Source organism: Alphaproteobacteria bacterium PA2 (assembly GCA_002256425.1).
In the GTDB taxonomy this organism is placed as follows: Bacteria; Pseudomonadota; Alphaproteobacteria; order Caulobacterales; family Caulobacteraceae; genus Phenylobacterium.
Window position 1 is genome coordinate 1,956,744 of the sequence record NKIZ01000001.1, and the last position, 14,005, is coordinate 1,970,748.

Genomic DNA, 14,005 nt, shown 5'->3' on the forward strand with positions numbered 1-14,005 from the left:
GTCCCGGACCAACTGCGCTCGCCTCTCAGCCTTCTGCTGCCGGCGATCATTCCGTCGTGGAATTTCTTTGACGTCATCGCACCTTCTCCGCGGATCGAGATCGCACTGGTCCGATCCCCAGACGAGCCGCCCGAAGACTGGCGGGAGTTCCGCCCAAGGCCTGAGCGGGTCAGCCTGCTGGCCATGATGTGGCGCATGATCTGGAGCCCGGCGTGGAATGAGAGCCTGTTCCTCGTGAGCTGCGCCGAGCGTCTGGTCCAGGCGCCGACCCTCCACAGCCAGGAGGAGATATTCCGGCGGATTGCGGCAGACCTTCGATCCGGCGCGTCGGAGCCACACGATGAAGCATGGCTGGGCTTCCGGCTGGCCTTTGTCCGCCGCCACGATGACGGTCTGACCCGGGAGGTCCTGTTCCAGTCACCTCTCCGACGGCTTGCGGACATCCCGTCCCCATGACCTACGCCGACGCCATCCGGCTTACCGAAGTCCTGCTCTGCCTGACCCTGATCCAGCAGGGCCTTGAGCACCTGCGGGGCGGGAAGACCGAGAAGCTGCTCTTCCTGATCAGGACTGCCTTGACCGTGCCGGTTATCCTTGGCCTGGGCTCTCCCTGGCCCCTGGCGGCCATGGCGGTGCTCAGCCTGTTCATCCTTCACAGGTTTCAGGGCCCCTATAATGGCGGAAGCGACCGCATGGGCTTGCTGGCCCTGTGGTGCCTGACCCTCTCTCGGCTGGCGCCGGGTCAGAACCTGAAAGAGGTGATCTTCGCCTATCTGGGCGCCCAGTTGATGCTGTCCTATCTGATTTCCGGATGGGTCAAGGTGGTCAATCCCGACTGGCGGAGCGGTCGCGCCTTGGCGGACGTGTTCCAGTTCTCCGCCTATCCCGTCAGCGAGGAATTGCGGACATGGGCGGACCGCCCACAGGTGATGTTCGTCATGTCCTGGGCGGTCATGCTGTTTGAGCTTACCTTTCCCCTGACCCTGGTCTCGCCGATGGCCCTGACCTTTGGCCTGGTCATCGCGGCCTTGTTTCACCTGGCCAATGCTTGCCTGTTCGGGCTGAACCGGTTTTTCTGGACGTGGATCTGTGTCTATCCCGCCCTGATCTGGCTGCAGGGTCGTCTGTTCTGATGTGGCGCGGCAGGTCAGTTACAGCTGTTGTATCCCCGATCCCGGATGTCTCTGCGGAGATGGCGCCGTCACGGGACTGAAACATGCCGGGACTACCGACTAGGACGCGCAGACTTGGATGAGTTTCCAGCCTGAGGGAGCGGCGACCTCTTTGGACGTTGCATTCCGGTTCGCGCTTCGAAGTGCGGGGTCGCCAGGCAGGCCCTGCCCAATCATCCAGTCGTCCCACGCGGGGCGGATGGGTCCCTGAAAGGCAGTGACCGTGACGAAGACGATACTGGTTTCCGGCGCCGCAGGCCTCTCGGCTCTCCTGATGTGGGCCAGCCCCATGGCGGCCCATGAAACCCACGTCAGGCCCGAACCCTTGCAGTTCCAGCGGTCCGGACCGCCTGTCCCGGCGAGCGCCCGGTGGCTGGCGGGCGATCATCATGTCCACAGCCGCTTCAGTGTTGGCTATGATGCGAAAACCACCCCGCCTACGCCGATAATGGGCGCAGACGCCGCCTATCCGATACCGATGAACGCCGTCATGGCCCGCCGGTTCGGCCTGTCCTGGATGGTCTCCACCGATCATGGCGGTCCCCTGCACAGCAAGATCAGCCATGACCATGTCTACCCGGAACTGGTGCAGTCGCGGATCGCCGTGCCCGAGTTGATCCAGTTTTTCGGGATGGAATTCAACAGCCCGGCCGCCGACCATTCCAGCATCATCGTTCCAGCAGGGATGGATGAGCCCGGGCGGTTGCAGGCGATCGAGCAAGCCTTTGACGCCAAAGAGGCCTTCCCGGCGGACCCGGCGCGTAACACAGAGCCCCGGATGATCGAGGCGCTGAAGGCGATGAATGCCCAGGATCCCAAGCCTGTCCTTTTCGCCCACCATCCCGCCCGTTCAGCTACCGGACTTGGTCAATACGGGCTGACTTCACCCCAAGAACTGCGCGCCTGGAACGATACCGCGCCGGAGGTGGCCATTGGCATGGAAGGCGCTCCGGGCCACCAGGCCGCAGCCCAGAGCCGCCAGCGTTTCGCGGCCCCTGATCAGGCTGGCAATCTCAGGGATCGGGCCCGAGGCTCCTACGGCAAATTCCCCACCATGGGCGGCTATGACCAGATGACAGCCCGTCTTGGCGGGTTCTGGGACTCGATGCTGGGAGAAGGCCGAAGATGGTGGATAACCGCCAACTCGGATTCCCATGTCCACTGGACCGATGGCGGTTCGGACTTCTGGCCGGGTGAATACGCAAAAACCTACGTCCTGGCTGAACCCAACCCGGCATCCATCCTCACAGGGATGCGCGCCGGGCGGATTTTCGTGACCACGGGCGATCTTGTTTCCCGGGTGGACTTCTCCGCGACCGCCGGGGGCGCCACAGCCATCACAGGGGACGCCCTGACCATGAAGTCAGGTGAAGCGGTCACTGTCACCATCCGCCTGGTCAACCCGAAAACACCCAACGCCAACGGGGACCACCCCGTCCTCGCCAGGGTTGATCTGATCCGGGGAAAGATCACCGGGCCGGTCCGCGACAGGAAGGCAGACCTAAATCCGTCAACCTCGGTCGCCGCACGGTTCACCGCCGCGAACTGGACTGTCGAGGGAGAGGAGATCGTCATACGTCACACCCTGACCGGTATTCGGTCGGACGTGTATATCCGCGTGCGGGGGACCAATGTCGAAGAGACCGAGCCCATGCCTGACACCCAGGGCGAAAGCCCTTGGGCGGATCTCTGGTTCTACACGAACCCGATCTTTCTGGATGTTTCCCCAAGAAAGTAAGGGATTTGATCACCAGCTCGAGTCGCCGGCCTGTCGCCCTCAGTCACAGGACCGGAAATCTCCGGTCCGCGTCACGCAGATGCGCACCTCGGCAAGCATGCGGTCTTCGGCTTTCGCGCGAATTCCGTCCGCCGGCATTCTGTGATTTGCCTGCAGGAAGGCCTGGCGGACATTGTCGACCTGCGAGACCGCCACAGGTCTTGGAAGGGCATAGGCTGCCGGAATGATCACCTTGCTGCGGATGCGCTCGGCCAGCTGGAAGTAGGCATCCGGCGCCAGCCCTGTGCAGGTTCCGTGCTTCTTCCACTCATGTTCCATGAGGCTCGGGCTGGGAAAGAGCTGCGCATAGCGCCCTTTGACGGCGTCTGGCAGAGGCTCTGACCGGCAATCGGCGGGATACCCCCTCCCCTCATATTGCGGCCAGAGTCCGTGGAGGACGAAGCCCTCTTCTCCTGTGCACTGGGCGGGATCGTTGTGCGTCGCGCAGAAGCCCGGCGACCAGGTCAGAGCCAGGATGTAATAGTCAAAGTCAGCGGACCTATCCTGCACGGCCGCCTTGAAGGCCTGCGGCGGGACGCGGCTCAGGGCGATCAACACGACAGCGCCCACAAGAACCAGGCGCGCAGTCGCCCACAGGTCCCGCCTCACCGGCCGCCTGTCGCGCAGATCTGGTCTTGGTCTAGGTGAGCGCATGAAACTGGATCCCTGCCATATCGGCCCCAGACCAGATCGGAGGTCCCGTCCCCGGAGATACCCAGATTGATGCCAGCCATACCCTTCCGGGCAAACATGAAAACGCCTCCCGCCCGGTGGGGCGAGAGGCGCGTTCATACGATCCGGAGAGCGACCTAGCCGTGACGGAAGGTCGCGTGGAGGGACTGGTCTTCCGGCATTTCACGATACTGACGCAGCTCGTTGCGGCCGACCACCATGTGGTGGACTTCATCCGGGCCATCAGCAATGCGCAGGGTGCGGGTGCTGGCGTACATGCGGGCCAGGGGGGTGTGCTGGGACACGCCCAGGGCGCCGTGCATCTGGATGGCCTGATCGATGATCTGGCAGACCCGCTCGGGCACCATGGCCTTGACCATGTGGATCCAGACGCGAGCTTCCTGATTGCCCAGGACGTCCATGGCCTTGGCGGCCTTGAGGACCATCAGGCGCATGGCTTCGATGTCGATGCGGGCGCGGGAAATGATTTCCAGGTTGCCGCCCAGCTGGACGAGAGGCTTGCCGAAAGCGGTGCGGGTCAGGCCGCGGGAAACCAGCAGGTCCAGGGCCTTTTCCGCCGAACCGATGGCGCGCATGCAGTGGTGGATACGGCCCGGGCCGAGGCGCAGCTGGGAGATCTCGAAGCCACGGCCTTCGCCGAGCAGCATGTTGGAGGCCGGCACGCGCACATTGTCGAACACGATGTGCATGTGGCCGTGGGGGGCGTCAGGGTCGCCGAACACGTGCTGGCCACCGATGATCTTCACGCCGGGGGCGTCGGTCGGGACCAGGATCTGCGACTGACGCAGGTGGGGCGGGCCATCAGGGCTGGTCTGGACCATGGTGATCATGATCTTGCAGCGCGGGTCGCCAGCGCCCGAGATGTAGTGCTTCTCGCCGTTGATGATGTACTCATCGCCCACCAGGGTGGCGCGGGTATTGACGTTCTTGGCGTCCGACGAGGCTGAGTGAAGCTCGGTCATGGCGAAGGCCGAACGGATCTTGCCGGCCAGCAGGGGCTCGAGCCACTGCTTCTTCTGGGCCGGCGTGCCGACCCGTTCCAGGACTTCCATATTGCCGGTGTCCGGCGCAGCGCAGTTCATGCACTCCGAAGCCATCCGGTTCTTGCCCAGCTCAACAGCGATGTAGGCGTAGTCGAGATTGGCCAGGCCCTCGCCGGTCTCGGCGTTGGGAAGGAAGAAGTTCCACAGACCTTCAGCCTTGGCCTTGTCCTTGGCGGCTTCGAGCACTTCGAGCTGGCCCGGCGCATAGGACCAGGGGTCGGTCTTGCCCTCTCCGAGACGCTCGAACTCGGCTGACATGGGATTGACGGTCTCGCGGATGAACCGCTTCACGTGGTCCAGAAGGGGCAGAGCCTTTGCGGACATCCGCAGGTCGTTCAGTTCGTCCATCGGATTCAGGCCAAAGCTGGATTCAGCCTTGTCGTTTGTCGCTACGCTCATGTTTCGCTCCCATCGGGTTTCGGATGTTGCCGCTAGCATTGAAGCAAATTGCGACAAAATCAAACAACTGTTTTACTTCTGCAGCTTGGGTTATCCGGGGTGGGCGGCCGAGGCCAGGGCAAAGCCCTCATAGCCTTTCGCCGCAATGTCCGCACAGATCTGGCGATAGGGTCCCACCCCACCAACATAAGGCATGAACACCCTGGGCTTGCCTGGTACATTTGCCCCCAGATACCAGGAGTTTGCCTGGGGATAGAGGGTCATGTCGGCCACCTCATTCACATGGGCGACCCAGCCATTCTCGGCGTCCTGGGTGGCTTCAATCACGCCGATCTGGCGCTGATTGAGATAACCGATGCAGTCCGTGATCCAGTCCACGTGCTGCTCGATGGAAACCATCATGTTGGAAAGGACTGAAGGGCTGCCAGGTCCGGTGACCATGAACAGGTTAGGAAAGCCTGCGACCATCAGGCCAAGATAGGACTTGGGTCCATCCGCCCACTTTTCCCGGAGGCGCTCCCCTTCCCGTCCCTGAATGTCGATATTGTTCAGGGCGCCCGTCATGGCGTCGAAGCCGATGGCGTAGACAATGGCGTCGAACTCATACTCCGCCGATGCGGTCTTCACGCCGGCCGGCGTGATGGCGGTGATACCCCCCTTGGTCAGGTCGACCAGGGTGACATTGTCGCGGTTGAAGGTCTCGTAATAGCCGGTGTCCACGCAAAGGCGCTTGGTGCCGAAGGGATATCCCTTGGGGCAGAGGATCTCGGCCGTCTCAGGATCCTTCACAATGCTGCGGATCTTGTCGTGGACGAATTCCGCCGCCAGGGCGTTGGCGTCCAGATTGACCATGACGTCCATGAATGAGCCGCCCAGGGCAAAGCCGCCGCGGGCCCAGCGCTTCTCGAAGACCGACGCCCGCTCTTCCGGCGTCGCCTCGAGGGCGGAGGCTTCGGATGCCTCTACCGCCACGATCCCGGCGCCGGATTCCCGGGCCAGCTGACGATAGGCGTCGCGGTTGGCTTTCCAGTCGGCCAGTTTTTCCGGATTCTGCGGACCGTTGTGGGCCGGCACGCTGAAATTGGGCGTGCGCTGGAAGACATGCAGGTGAGCGGCCTGGGCGGCGATCTGGGGAATGGACTGGATGGCCGAAGAGCCTGTGCCGATTACGGCGACCCGCTTGCCGGTGAAGTCTACGCCTTCATGGGGCCAGCGGCCGGTGTGGTAGGACTTCCCCTTGAAGGTTTCCACGCCCGGGAACCGGGGGTCATTGGTCACGGACAGGCAGCCCGTGGCCATGACGCAGTACTTTGCGACCACATCATCGCCAGCGCTGGTCTGGACCCGCCAGCGATGGGCCGATTCATCAAAGCGTGCGGAGGTCACACGGGTTTCGAACTTGATGTCCCGACGCAGGTCAAAGCGGTCGGCCACGTGGTTTACATAACGGAGAAGTTCCGGCTGGGTGGCGTAGCGCTCGGTCCAGACCCATTCATCCTCGAGCTCTGGCGAGAAGGAGTAGGAATACTCCTGGCTCTCGATATCCACCCGGGCGCCCGGATAGCGGTTCCAGTACCAGGTGCCGCCAACCCCATCCCCGGCTTCATAGATCTTCGCCGTCAGCCCAAGACCCCGCAGCCTGTGCAGCAGGTAGAGACCGGAAAATCCTGCGCCGACGATGACAACGTCATAGGATTCCTGAGCGGCGACCGAACTGGCCATTGATAGCGTCCTCCCAACACATGTTTGAAGGCACGATAGCCCAGCCAGCGCGCACTAGGCCAGACAGCAATCGCGCCAACGCAATCAGGACTTGCCTTTCTGCCAGCCACGGATGGATACCGCACAGAGTTTGGGCTAGTTTTTCAGATCCCGACCCCGTCACGGAAAAGACGGCTGGCGGGCGATATCATTAGGGAGCGTTCGTATTGCATTATTCGGAATTGAAATCGGCTTGGGCGGAACTGACGGGCCCTGGCGCGCCTTTTGAAATCGCAACCGAGACAGTGCGCGGCAATCCGCTGCGCTGCTACAAGAACGCCCCGCCCAACATCCGCGCCCTTTGGCTCTCCACAGCCGCTTTCGCCGACCGGACCTACCTGGTCTATGAGGGCGAGCGGATCACCTATGGCGAGGCCCACAAGATCGTCGCTTCGGTCTGTAACTGGATGCTGGCCAATGGGGTCAAATCCGGCGACCGGGTCGCCATCGCCATGCGCAACTACCCCGAATGGATGCTGCTCTACTGGGCCTGTGTGTCCATCGGCGTCGCCGCTGTGGGCGTGAACGCCTGGTGGACGGCTGACGAACTGAACTACGCCCTGAAGGACTCGGCCCCCAAGGTCGCCTTCTGTGACGAAGAGCGCATGGCCCGGATCCGGGAAAACCCGTCCATGGCCGACGGCATCACCCTGGTTGGCGTGCGCTGCAAGCCAGCGGACGACATCCTGCCCTGGTCGCAGGTCCTGGCCCAAGGCGGTGACATGCCTGACGCACAGATCGACCCGGACGCAGATGCCTGCATCTTCTACACTTCAGGCACGACGGGCTTCCCCAAGGGTGCTCAGCTGACCCATCGCGGCTGCGTCGCCAACTTGTTCAACATGATGTTCTCCGGACAGGCCACGGCCCTCGCAACACAGCGCGGCACCGGAGTTGTTCCGGATCCGACGGTCGCCCCGCCCATCCCGGTCGCCCTGATCACGACGCCCCTGTTCCACGTCACCGCCAACAATTGCGGCGCCTACGCTACGACGGCGGCGGGCGGAACCATGGTGCTCATGTACCGCTGGGACGCCGGCGAGGCCCTGAAGCTCATCGAGCGTGAAAAGGTCACCGCCATGAGCGGCGTGCCCGTCATGGCCCGGGAAGTCATCACCCATCCTGAATTCGCCACCCGGGACACGTCCAGCCTGCTCAGCCTGGGTGGCGGCGGCGCGCAATTGCCGCCGGATCTGGTCGCCAAGATCGACAGCCAGGTCGCAACCGCCCGCCCGAACACCGGCTATGGCATGACGGAAACCTGCGGCATCATCACCTCGGTCTCCGCCGACTTCTTCGTGGACCGCCCGGACAGCTGTGGCCCGGCCATGCCGAGCTTCGAGGCCAAGTGCGTCGACGACGCCGGCGCCACTGTGCCTTCCGGCCAGGTGGGAGAACTGTGGGTCCGGGGATCGTCCGTGATCAAGGGCTATATCAACCGCCCGGAAGCCACTGCGGAATCCATCACTGATGGCTGGCTGCACACAGGCGATGTCGCCCGGATCGACGAGGACGGCTTCATCTATATCGTCGACCGCAAGAAGGACATGGTTCTGCGCGGCGGTGAAAACATCTACTGCGCCGAAGTTGAAGCCACCCTCTACCGTCACCCGGCTGTGGCTGAGTGCACGGTCTTCGGCGTGCCGGACGATCGCCTTGGCGAAGAAGTCGGTGTCGCTGTGGTCTTCCGTCCCGGCATGAGCGCTACGGCAGACGAGCTGCGCGCCCACTGCATAGCCCTGATCGCCAAGCACAAGGCGCCCCGCTATGTCTGGATCCAGTCCGATCCCCTGCCCCGGAACGCCAGCGGCAAGTTCCTGAAGCGCGAGCTGCGCGAGACCCTGTCCATCGAGTCTGCAGCCTGATCCAAACCCCTGCGCCCCGGCTCGCGGAAGGCTGAGCCGGGGCGTCGCCTTTCCACGCATTCTGTTCTTGAGGCCTCTGTTGAAACCCATTCTGATAGCAGCCGCTCTGGCGGCCGTTTCCGCCCAGGCCCAGGCCCAGACTAGCGCCCCTTCCCCCCTGGCCATGCCGCCAGCTGTAGCGGCCCCCCAAGACAAACCCTATCCAGGCGTCCTCAAGCTCTCGGTGGACGCGACGGATCTGGATCGGCGCATCTTCCGCGCCAGGCAGACCATCCCGGTCGCGGGTCCGGGTCCCATGACCCTGCTGTTTCCCATGTGGTTGCCCGGAAACCATTCGGCGACCGGCCAGCTGGAAAAGCTCGCAGGCCTTATGGTCACGGCCAATGGCAAGCGCCTTGAATGGGTTCGGGATCCGGTAACGGTCGCCGCCTTCCATGTAGACGTTCCAGCGGGGGCCAAGGCCCTGGATCTGGAGTTCCAGTACCTGTCACCCACATCGCCTGATCAAGGCCGGGTGGTGGTCACCCAGGAAATGCTGAACGTCCAGTGGAACAACATGATCCTCTATCCGGCGGGGTATTACTCCCGGCAGATCCAGGTGGAAGCCCAGGTCAAACTACCTTCAGGTTGGAATTACGGCACTGCGCTGGAAGCTTCGGCCACGGCGGGGGATACCGTGACCTTCAAGCCGGTTGCCCTCGACACCCTGGTGGACTCGCCCATGTTCGCCGGACGGCACTTCAGGAAGATCGACCTGGATCCTGGCGGCCGCTCGCGGGTTACGATGAACCTGATGGCCGACGAAGCCTATCAGCTGGAAATGACCCCGGCCCAGCTTCAGGCCCATCGCAACCTGATCGTCCAGGCTGACCGGCTCTACGGCGCCCGGCACTTTGACCACTATGACATGCTGGTGGCCCTGACCGACCGGATGGGCGGCATAGGCCTGGAGCATCAGAGGTCCAGCGAGAACGGCACCAATCCGCGGTACTTCGTGGACTGGGACAAACTGCCAACCACCCGCGACCTCCTGCCCCATGAATACACCCACTCCTGGGACGGGAAGTACCGGCGCCCGGCGGACCTCTGGACCGCCAATTTCAACGTCCCCATGCGGGGCAGCCTCCTCTGGGTCTATGAAGGCCAGACCCAGTACTGGGGCTATATCCTGGCCGCCCGCTCTAACCTGCTGACCAAGCAGGAGGCCCTGGACGCCATCGCCTCCACGGCCGCCCTCTACGACAACCGGGTCGGCCGCGTCTGGCGGCAGATGAGCGATACGACAAATGATCCGGTGATCGCCCAGCGTCGGCCCCAGGGCTGGACCAGCTGGCAGCGCAGCGAAGACTACTATTCGGAAGGCCAGCTCATCTGGCTCGACGCCGACACCCTGATCCGTGAAAAGACCGGCGGAACAAAATCCCTGGACACCTTCGCCAAGGCATTTTTCGGGGTCAATGACGGTGATTGGGGTCAGCTGACCTACAATTTCGATGACGTCGTCAAGACCCTGAACAGCGTCATGCCCTATGACTGGGCGACCTTCCTGAAGACGCGACTGGATGGTCATGGGCCGGGCGCGCCCCTGGATGGCCTGACCCGCGGCGGCTACAAGCTCGTCTATTCCGAAACGCCGACGCCCTATTTCACAAGCGCCGAGACCCGCCGCAAGAGCGCCGACCTGACCTATTCCCTTGGCATGTCCGTGAACAAGGATGGCGACCTGACCGGCGTATTCTGGGAAGGCCCCGCCTTCGACGCCGGCCTGGCGGTGAGTCAGAAGATCGTGGCGGTCAACGGCATGGCCTTCGACCAGGAGCGGCTGAAGGATGCGGTGACCGCAGCCAAGACCACCGGGGTCGTCAACCTGATCGTCAAGGCTGGCGAGCACTTCAAGGTCGTCCAGCTGAACTACAAGGGCGGCCTGCGTTATCCTCGCCTGGAACGCATAGCCGGGACCCCGGACCGCCTCGGGGACATCCTGCAGCCGCGCAAGGACTAGTCGGCCCTCAAGGCTGCTGCCGGACGTTTTGACAGGGCCTGCAGGGACGCCGCCAGTCCGCCAAGGGCGGCGACCCCTGCAGCGCCGCCGACCAGGGCCATGACCCCGCCCCAGTCGACTCCCCAGTGGGCCTTGAAGATCAGGACCACGACGGGCCATGCGGCGGCATAGCCAAGGACGACGCCGGCCCCGCCGGCGATCACGCCTACAGCTCCGTATTCAATCACATAGGCCGTAAGGATCTGGCGGCGGCTGGCGCCAAGGGCCTTGAGTATGGCCGCTTCCCGTGTTCTCGCCTGCGCCCGGGCGGCTATGGCGCCCACCAGCACCAGAAGACCCGCCATGGCCGCTACCCCTGCAGCGCCCCTGATCGCCAGGGCCAGTCGGCCGAAGAGGTCTGTGGCGGCTTCCAGCTGCTCCCGCACCGAGATCACATTGACCTGTGGAAAGGCCTTGCCAAGAACGGCCGTTGCGGCGGCCTCCTGCTGGCGCGACGCCTTGGCGATGGCGACCTGCCGCAAGTTGGCGCCTGCCAGACTGTTGGCGCTGATCACAAGGGGGAAGCTGGCGTTGAAGCCCCCGAAATCCACCTCACGCAGTACGGCGACCCGCGCATCGATTTCACGGCCCAGAAGCGAGACCCTCAGAGCGTCTCCCACCTTGATCCCTGCCCCTCGCGCGGCGTCGACTTCCATGGCGATCAAGGGTGGTCCCGAATAGTCCGACGCCCACCACGCGCCCTCGACAATTCCGGAATTGGGGGGCTCGGCGCCAAGGGCCGACATCGAAATGTCGCGCTCATAGGCCCATCTCTCCCCACGGGGGATTGAAGCCACATCGACAGGCTTGCCCCTCACCTGGATGATCCTGCCCGTCGCGATGGGCGCCCGAAGATAGATGTCGGGGGTTAGTTTCGCGCCAAAGGCCGAAGCTATGGCTTTGTCGAACTCGGCCGCCGCTTCGCCGGGAATCTCCGTAAAGACCATGGCGGGGGCCGTCTGGGGCGCTATTTCAGCGACCTGCTTGAGCAGGCTGGACTGTATCAGGACCACGGCCGCCAGAAGAGCGACGCCAAGTCCGATGGCCGGGGCCGCCGTCCGGGCTGCGGAGCCCGGCCCTGACAGGTTCGCAAGGGCCAGGCGCAGGGCGCCGCGCGTTCCAACCCGCAGCCTTCCAGCCGCCCATGCGCCCAGACTGCCAAGCCCCCAGAGTAGCCCGAAGGACACGGCGACGCCGGCGATCATGACCAGGGCGGCGATCGGGGTTGGGGCCGTAACGATCGCCAGTCCAGCGAGACCCAGCCCCGCCAGTCCGGCCAGAAGGGTTTCGAGCGAAAAAGAGATGCCGGGCTCGACAGTCCTGCGGAACAGGGCGGCGGGCGGTGTGGCCCGAGCCGCTCCCAGGGGCGCAAGGGAGAAGGCTGCTGCGGACAGAACCCCGAATATGCCTGCCTTGATCAGTGGCAGGGGATAGACGGCGAACAGGGCCGGGACCGGCAGGTCCTTGCCAATGGCGGCGCCGAGGATCAAGGGCGCTACGGCGCCGATACCCAGACCAATAGCGACCCCCAGGCCCGCAAGCGCGCTGATCTGCAGGAGGTAGGTATTCCGGATCAGATCGCCATCAGCGCCAAGCGCCTTGAGAACGGCGATCGAGCGTGTCCGCGACGCCAGATAGGCCGAGACCGCCCCATGCACGCCCAAGCCGCCGGCAACCAGCGCAGCCAGGCCGATGAAGCCCAGGAAGTATTCAAGCTGGTCGACAAGTCGGCGAATGCCCGGCGCTGCGTCATTGCGGTCGCGGATCCTGGCGTCTCCCTTGGTGAAGGCCTTGCCGACCTGCGCCCTGGCGGCTTCCAGCGATGCGCCTGGCTTGAGCAGGACTCTCCCCGTTTCTGAAAAGGGCAGGCCCGATGTCAGAAAGCCGCCTGCCTCGACGGCCGCGCCGGAGGTCATGACCCGTGGTCCCAGGGCAAAGCCGCGGGACAGTCTGTCAGGCTCCTGCAGGAGAACGGCCCGGGCGACCAGGGGCATCTGCCCAACCTGGAACCGGTCGCCGATCTTCAGATGCAATCGGTCGAGCAGGGACTGCTCAACGACAGCGCCATAACTTCCATCGGGCGCCCGGGCCAAAGCCGCCCGAAGATCCTGAGCCCCGCGGATCTCGACCTTTCCCGCGAGGGGATATTCAGGCGACACCCCGCGAAGCTCGACCAGCCGGCGGCCCCCATCAGGCGCCTCGGCCATGGCGCGGGTGCTGACGGCCCATGAGGTCTTGCCCAGGACCGAAATCGCTTTGCGTTCCTTTACCGTAAATCGCGTCTGTTCCCGGGTCAGGGACAGGTCCCCGCCCAGAATTTCCCCGGCCTGAGAGGCCAGTCCCCGACGAAAGGCCTCAGCTGTTGACCCTGCTGCGGCGATGGCGGCGACGCCCAGAGCAAGGCATGCCAGAAATATCCGGAACCCCCTGGCGCCAGATCTCAGCTCCCGGCCAGCAAAGCGCAAAGATAGCCAGGTCACAGGACAATTCGCCCGTCACGCATCTGCACGATCCGGTCCGCCCGGGCCGCCAGTGCGGGGTCGTGCGTCACCAGGACAAGGGCGGCTCCGAGTTCGGAGACCATCTCGAACATCAGGTCAGCGACAAGGGCGGCGTTGGCGCTGTCCAGATTGCCGGTGGGCTCATCCGCAAACAGCAGATCCGGCCGACCCGCCAGGGCGCGGGCAAGGGCGACCCTTTGCTGCTCCCCGCCCGACAACTGGTGTGGATAGTGCTCCCGACGGGCGCCCAGTCCGACCTTGCCCAGCCAGGCCCGGGCGGTTCCCTGCGCATCACCCCTGCCGGCGATCTCGAGGGGCGCGGCGACGTTTTCTTCGGCCGTCATGTTTGGCAGTAGGTGAAAAGACTGGAAGACCAGCGACAACCGACCCCGACGCAGGCGCGCCCGGCCGTCCTCGTCCAGGGCGCCAAGCTTTTCACCGAACATCTCAACCTCACCGGATGTCGGTTTTTCAAGACCGGCGGCGACAGAGATGAGCGAGGACTTCCCTGACCCGGAAGCGCCGGTCACCGAGACCCGCTCTCCTGCAGCCACCTCGAGATCCACGTCCCTGAGAATCTCAACCGGCCCTGCCGTCGAAGGCAGGGTCAGACACACCGCGGAAAGGCGAAGGGGGAGATCGGTCACTTCAGGGCTGCCTCGGTCTCGGTTTGAACGGTCAGATCGATGTCGAGACTCCCGCAGGACCGACAATCCTGCTTTAGATAGGCGCGACTGCAGGCTTAGGCGACAT

Annotated in this window: 10 protein-coding genes; 5 read left to right on the forward strand and 5 right to left on the reverse strand. The window is 64.0% G+C overall.

Annotated elements, in window-relative coordinates; genetic code table 11:
- Positions 1-12 precede the first annotated feature (12 nt).
- From CFE28_09395 to CFE28_09405, 3 genes are all read left to right on the forward strand, one after another.
- Positions 13-456: a hypothetical protein gene (locus tag CFE28_09395; GenBank protein OYU71644.1), complete on the forward strand. Its 444-nt coding sequence runs from the start codon at positions 13-15 to the stop codon at positions 454-456.
- A complete protein-coding gene (locus CFE28_09400; protein ID OYU70189.1) occupies positions 453-1,133 on the forward strand; it encodes a hypothetical protein in 681 nt (226 codons plus the stop codon). Before CFE28_09395 ends, CFE28_09400 begins: the two co-directional genes overlap by 4 nt.
- A 256-nt stretch (positions 1,134-1,389) precedes the next feature.
- Positions 1,390-2,910 carry a phosphoesterase gene (locus CFE28_09405; GenBank protein OYU70190.1) on the forward strand — a complete coding sequence of 507 codons (1,521 nt, stop codon included), beginning with the start codon at positions 1,390-1,392 and terminating at the stop codon, positions 2,908-2,910.
- A 39-nt stretch (positions 2,911-2,949) separates the two neighbouring features.
- Here the strand turns inward: CFE28_09405 and CFE28_09410 are convergent, their stop codons facing one another.
- The 3 genes from CFE28_09410 to CFE28_09420 all read right to left on the reverse strand — a co-directional run bounded on the left by CFE28_09410 (position 2,950) and on the right by CFE28_09420 (position 6,806).
- The gene (locus CFE28_09410; protein ID OYU70191.1) at positions 2,950-3,741 is read right to left on the reverse strand and encodes a ribonuclease; all 792 of its coding nucleotides are present in this window, start codon (positions 3,739-3,741) and stop codon (positions 2,950-2,952) included.
- Positions 3,742-3,758: 17 nt separating this feature from the next.
- Positions 3,759-5,084, reverse strand: a complete 1,326-nt coding sequence (locus CFE28_09415) for an acyl-CoA dehydrogenase (GenBank protein OYU70192.1) — start codon at positions 5,082-5,084, stop codon at positions 3,759-3,761.
- A gap of 90 nt (positions 5,085-5,174) precedes the next feature.
- Positions 5,175-6,806 carry a cyclohexanone monooxygenase gene (locus CFE28_09420; protein OYU70193.1) on the reverse strand — a complete coding sequence of 544 codons (1,632 nt, stop codon included), beginning with the start codon at positions 6,804-6,806 and terminating at the stop codon, positions 5,175-5,177.
- A 206-nt stretch (positions 6,807-7,012) separates the two neighbouring features.
- Between CFE28_09420 and CFE28_09425 the strand changes: the two genes are divergently transcribed.
- Together CFE28_09425 and CFE28_09430 are read left to right on the forward strand one after the other, a co-directional pair.
- Positions 7,013-8,710 carry an AMP-dependent synthetase gene (locus CFE28_09425; protein ID OYU70194.1) on the forward strand — a complete coding sequence of 566 codons (1,698 nt, stop codon included), beginning with the start codon at positions 7,013-7,015 and terminating at the stop codon, positions 8,708-8,710.
- Between the two features lie 163 nt (positions 8,711-8,873).
- On the forward strand, positions 8,874-10,712 hold the full coding sequence (locus tag CFE28_09430; GenBank protein ID OYU71645.1) for a peptidase M61: 1,839 nt from the start codon (positions 8,874-8,876) through the stop codon (positions 10,710-10,712).
- Here the strand turns inward: CFE28_09430 and CFE28_09435 are convergent.
- Positions 10,709-13,231, reverse strand: coding sequence for an oxidoreductase (locus tag CFE28_09435; protein ID OYU70195.1), 2,523 nt, complete (start codon positions 13,229-13,231; stop codon positions 10,709-10,711). The two genes, CFE28_09430 and CFE28_09435, sit on opposite strands and share 4 nt — an antisense overlap.
- A complete protein-coding gene (locus CFE28_09440; protein ID OYU70196.1) occupies positions 13,228-13,899 on the reverse strand; it encodes an ABC transporter in 672 nt (223 codons plus the stop codon). Before CFE28_09440 ends, CFE28_09435 begins: the two co-directional genes overlap by 4 nt.
- Between the last annotated feature and the right edge of the window lie 106 nt (positions 13,900-14,005).